This is a genomic window from Mesorhizobium sp. M1E.F.Ca.ET.041.01.1.1 (genome assembly GCF_003997355.1).
Classification (GTDB): domain Bacteria; phylum Pseudomonadota; class Alphaproteobacteria; order Rhizobiales; family Rhizobiaceae; genus Mesorhizobium.
In genome coordinates, this window is sequence record NZ_RZSL01000524.1 from 1 (window position 1) to 4,276 (window position 4,276).

Annotated in this window: 6 protein-coding genes; 4 read left to right on the forward strand and 2 right to left on the reverse strand. The window is 63.3% G+C overall.

Annotated features, from left to right (window positions below; all coding sequences use genetic code 11):
* From EOA38_RS29340 to EOA38_RS39405, 4 genes are all read left to right on the forward strand, one after another.
* A partial coding sequence (locus tag EOA38_RS29340; protein ID WP_127300877.1) for a TOBE domain-containing protein occupies positions 1-645 on the forward strand: 645 nt, incomplete at its 5' end.
* Positions 646-672: 27 nt separating this feature from the next.
* Positions 673-1,125 carry an RbsD/FucU family protein gene (locus EOA38_RS29345; protein WP_127300878.1) on the forward strand — a complete coding sequence of 151 codons (453 nt, stop codon included), beginning with the start codon at positions 673-675 and terminating at the stop codon, positions 1,123-1,125.
* Positions 1,126-1,129: 4 nt separating this feature from the next.
* On the forward strand, positions 1,130-2,074 hold the full coding sequence (rbsK, locus tag EOA38_RS29350) for a ribokinase (protein WP_127300879.1): 945 nt from the start codon (positions 1,130-1,132) through the stop codon (positions 2,072-2,074).
* 330 nt (positions 2,075-2,404) lie between these two features.
* On the forward strand, positions 2,405-2,803 hold the full coding sequence (locus tag EOA38_RS39405; RefSeq protein WP_189434994.1) for a hypothetical protein: 399 nt from the start codon (positions 2,405-2,407) through the stop codon (positions 2,801-2,803).
* A 116-nt stretch (positions 2,804-2,919) separates the two neighbouring features.
* Here EOA38_RS39405 and EOA38_RS29360 read toward each other — a convergent pair whose 3' ends face one another.
* Together EOA38_RS29360 and EOA38_RS29365 are read right to left on the reverse strand one after the other, a co-directional pair.
* On the reverse strand, positions 2,920-3,123 hold the full coding sequence (locus EOA38_RS29360; RefSeq protein ID WP_126093559.1) for a hypothetical protein: 204 nt from the start codon (positions 3,121-3,123) through the stop codon (positions 2,920-2,922).
* A 65-nt stretch (positions 3,124-3,188) separates the two neighbouring features.
* Positions 3,189-4,276, reverse strand: a 1,088-nt coding sequence (locus EOA38_RS29365; protein ID WP_145966113.1) for an FAD-binding oxidoreductase, incomplete at its 5' end; no start/stop codon positions are given.

Sequence of the window (4,276 nt, forward strand, 5' to 3'; positions counted from 1 at the left end):
CGCCAGCGCGTCGCCATGGGCCGAGCCATCGTGCGCAATCCGCAAGTTTTCCTGTTTGACGAGCCGCTTTCCAACCTCGACGCGAAGCTGCGCGTGCAGATGCGCACCGAGATCAAGGAGCTGCACCAGCGGCTGAAGACCACCACTATCTACGTCACTCACGACCAGATCGAGGCCATGACCATGGCCGACAAAATCGTGGTGATGCGCGACGGCCGCATCGAGCAAGTCGGCGCGCCGCTGGAACTGTTCGACAGGCCGGCCAACCTGTTCGTCGCCGGCTTCATCGGCTCGCCGGCGATGAACCTGCTCAAGGGCACGGTGAAGAAGGGCGAGAAGCCGGTGATAGACATCGCGGGCTCGGCCTTTCCGATGCCCGCCGGCATCCGGACCGAGGACGGACAAGCCGTCGTCTACGGCGTTCGCCCGGAGCACCTGGAAATTCATCCTGATGGGGTCGCATCCACGATTTCGGTGGTTGAACCGACGGGCTCGGAGACATTGGTGTTCGTGCGCTTCGGCGAGGGCGAGATGGTCGCCTTGTTCCGCGAGCGGCACGACTTCAAGCCGGGCGACACGTTGAAACTGAGGCCTCGCCTCGACCACGTCCATCTCTTCGACGCAGGGACCGGCAAGCGTCTCTGACCGCAAACAGACTTCCAAGAGGAAACCATGCTCAAAGGGATCAATCCGCTGCTCAATGCCGACGTGCTCCAGGCGCTGCGGGCGATGGGCCACGGCGACGACCTGATCATCGCCGACACTAATTTCCCATCCGATTCCGTCGCGAAGCAGACCGTGCTCGGCAAGCTGCTGCGCATCGATGCGCCGGCGGCCGAGGTGGCGAAGGCGGTGCTGTCGCTCTATCCGCTGGACAGCTTCGTCGACGACGCCGCCGCACGCATGGAGATCGTCGGCAAGCCGAACGAGATCCCGCCGGTGCAGCAGGAGGTGCAGAAGGAGATCGACGCGGCCGAAGGCAAGTCCTGGCCGATGATCTCGATCGAGCGCTACGCCTTCTACGAGCGCGCCAAGAAGGCATACTGCGTCATCCAGACCGGCGAGCGCCGCTTCTATGGCTGCTTCGCCTTCCGCAAGGGCGTCATTCCGCCGGATGCGGAGTAAGGAGATGGCCGCCGGCAAGCCTGTCGTCATGAAGCCTGTTGTGATCTTGGGGGTCTTCGTCGCCGACACGGCCTATCGCGCCGACCGCCAGCCGCGCATGGGCGAGACGATCCTGGGCAATTCGTTCAAGCTCGGACCGGGCGGCAAAGGTTCGAATCAGGCGGTGGCGGCCGGCAAGCTCGGCGCCGACATCACCTTTCTGACCCGGCTCGGCGTTGACGCATTCGCCGACATGGCCAAGCAGACCTGGCAGGCGGCGAGCGTGAAAAGCGCCGTGATCGACACGCCGGACAGTTATACCGGTGCTGCCTATATCTTCGTCGAGGAAGGCAGCGGCAACAACGCCATCATCGTCAGCCCGGGTGCGGCGATGCTGATCTCGCCCGCCGACATCGAGGCGCATGCCGATCTGATCCGCTCGGCCGGCGTCTTCGTCACCCAACTCGAGCAGCCGATCGATGCCGCGCTGAAGGCGCTCGAGATCGCGCGCGGCGCAGGGGTGACGACCATCCTCAACCCGGCCCCTGCGGCCACGCTGCCGGACGGCATCTACGCGCTCTGCGACTATGTCACGCCCAACGAGTCCGAGGCCGAAGGGTTGACCGGCATCAAGGTTTCGTCGATCGAGGATGCCCGCCGCGCCGCCGACGCGTTGCTGGCGAAGGGCGTCGGCACCGTCATCGTGACGCTTGGCGAGAAGGGTGCGCTGCTGCACAGCAAGGACCGTTCCGAACATGTCGGCGCGGTCGATGCCGGCGCGGTGATCGAAACCACAGGGGCGGGCGACGCCTTCAATGGCGGCCTGGCGGCAGCACTTGCCAAGGGTGTCGAGCCGCTGGAGGCCGTGCGCTTTGCCTGCGCCGTCGCCGGCATTTCGGTGACCCGCCCGGGGACCGCGCCGTCCATGCCGACGCTGCAGGAGGTCGAGGCGCTGCTGGCGAAGGCTTGAAGCAGTCACCAGCCTCGTGCGCAGCCTCACCGGCGCTCCCAGCACCGCGCCCGACCGGTGCCTGCCGCAATCCTCACAATCCGGTCTCTTGCGGCGATACGGTGACATATTAGCCACGGTTAATGTTATTTGGCGCCGACGCCTTGCGTCGACCGCATAGGTGTCCCGTAATGGGTCATCGTGTCTGGCACCGCAATTGCACTGTCAGCAATGCCGGGGTCGACCGTGCCCCGGTAGCCGGGGGGCAAATTTGGGGGGCCCGCCGCTCCGCAAATGGGGCGGCGGGCTTTTTTCACGGTGAGTTGAGAGTCGCCTGGAAACGCCAAAGCCTTGGGTGCCGTGCCGATGCAATTTCCTCAATTTCTAGTGGGCATGTTCGCGACGTCGTTCATCACGGCGATCTGGGCTGAACTGGAGACAGGCTCGGCTTGGAGGGCGCTCGGCTGGGCCATTGTTGCGATGATCATTCTTCAGGTCGGATACGTCGGACTGGCGGTCCGGCTGATCTACAAACTGAAATCGCAGGGCACTGAGGCAGATTTGGTATCGGCAAATTCCACGCCACCAGTCCATCGAGCGCGTCCGCGCAAGTCGGTTCGAGCGCAGTCGGGGCACGCGTGCGCCCACGACTGGTCGAATTCAGCCACAACCCGTCCTTCGGAACGCAACGAGTGCGCGCGCGTTCACTGTCTTGACCAAACACAAGGCAGCCCGGTTACGGAACGGTGAGATGAAGAAGCCCTATCAAAAGCCCACGCTTGTAAAGCGCGAGAAGCTCACCGAGCGAACCGCCCAGATTGTCTCCTCCGGTGTCGTGTTGGGCGAGTGAAACAGGGGAAAAGCCGCTAGAGAATCTTGCTGGTCAGTTCCAGCATCGTCGCGGCGCCTTGCTCGCTGCCGGGCATATGCACGACGCGCAGAACGCGAAGGTCCATATTCGATCCGTCGACCGGCATGGATACGCTTTCACCCACCCGCGGCAATTCCTGGAAAGCGAGCTCGTCCACATCCCTGGCGTCGTCAATCGAAACGCGACATCTCACAGTCATCTCAATCTCCCGATTTCGACTTCTGGGTGGAACGGAACAATAGGCGATTGGTTCCTGCCGTGGCTCTAGAGAGAGGGGCCTAACCGAATGGCGCTTCCGTCAGAAAAGCGTGACAGGCGAAAGCGGGTGAGATCGTGGCCGATCTCGTTTCCCTGGATCATGTCGGAGACGACCCGACCGATTCCCGGCCCGATGCCGAAGCCGTGACCGCTCATGCCCGTTGCGACGACAAGGCCGATAATCGCCTGCACGCGATCGACTATGGGGACGACGTCCGGCATGGCGTCTATCATGCCTGCCCAGCTTGCCTTCAGGCGGACCGACTCGAGCTGTGGGAACAGGCGCCTGAAATTGCGTTCGATCGAACGGAGACCGGAACGTTCCGGAGCCGGATTGAGCACCCGCATTCTTTCGAAAGGACTTTGAGAATCCGGTGTCCAATGACGCGGCGTCGACCAACTGTCCGGGTAGCCATCCGGTGCGGCCGGCGAATAGCGTGAGCCGAAAGGATTGGCCATGAGGGCGGGAAGGTATTTCGTCGCGTGCCGGAATGCGTCAGGCCCCAGGTGGAGCAAATGGCTGCCTCCCGGAGCGAGCGTGTATCCGCCATCCTGTCTGCGTCTGAAGGCGATATGTTCTCCCGACGCGGCGCCTGCATGGATTTCAGGCATTGGCTCCGTCGCAGCCGCGGTCGACCTTACACTGAGCTGGGGAATGGAGACGCCATGTCTTCTCAGGAAAAGGGAAGACCACGCACCACCCGCAACCAGAACGCTGGATGTCTCGATGTGACCCGCCTCGGTCCACACGCCGCTGACCCTGCCGGCCGAGATTTCCAAGGTTCGCGCCGCGCAATTCTCCACGATCCTGACGCCTTTGCGGGCCGCAAGCCGGGCGAGTGCGGGCACGGCCACCCAAGGCTCGGCCCGCATGTCGGAAGGTGTTGTCATCGCGCCCTTGAAACTGCGTGACATCCCTTTGATGAGACCCGCGGTTTCCCGCGCGTTCAGAAGGCGGGTATCGATCTTGTGGACGGCGGCGATCTTCAGGAATTCTTCGAAGCCGGCCATTTGGCGGTCCGAGCTGGCAAGATAAGTCACGCCTGTCTGGTTGAGGCCGATGTCTTCGCCGCATTCCTCGGCCAGCTGCCGCC

Excerpts from the sequence above, each read along its gene's own strand:
- EOA38_RS29345 (WP_127300878.1), top strand. The coding sequence starts at position 673 with ATGCTCAAAGGGATCAATCCGCTGCTCAATGCCGACGTGCTCCAGGCG.
- rbsK (WP_127300879.1), top strand. The coding sequence starts at position 1,130 with ATGGCCGCCGGCAAGCCTGTCGTCATGAAGCCTGTTGTGATCTTGGGG.
- EOA38_RS29360 (WP_126093559.1), bottom strand. The coding sequence starts at position 3,123 with ATGACTGTGAGATGTCGCGTTTCGATTGACGACGCCAGGGATGTGGAC.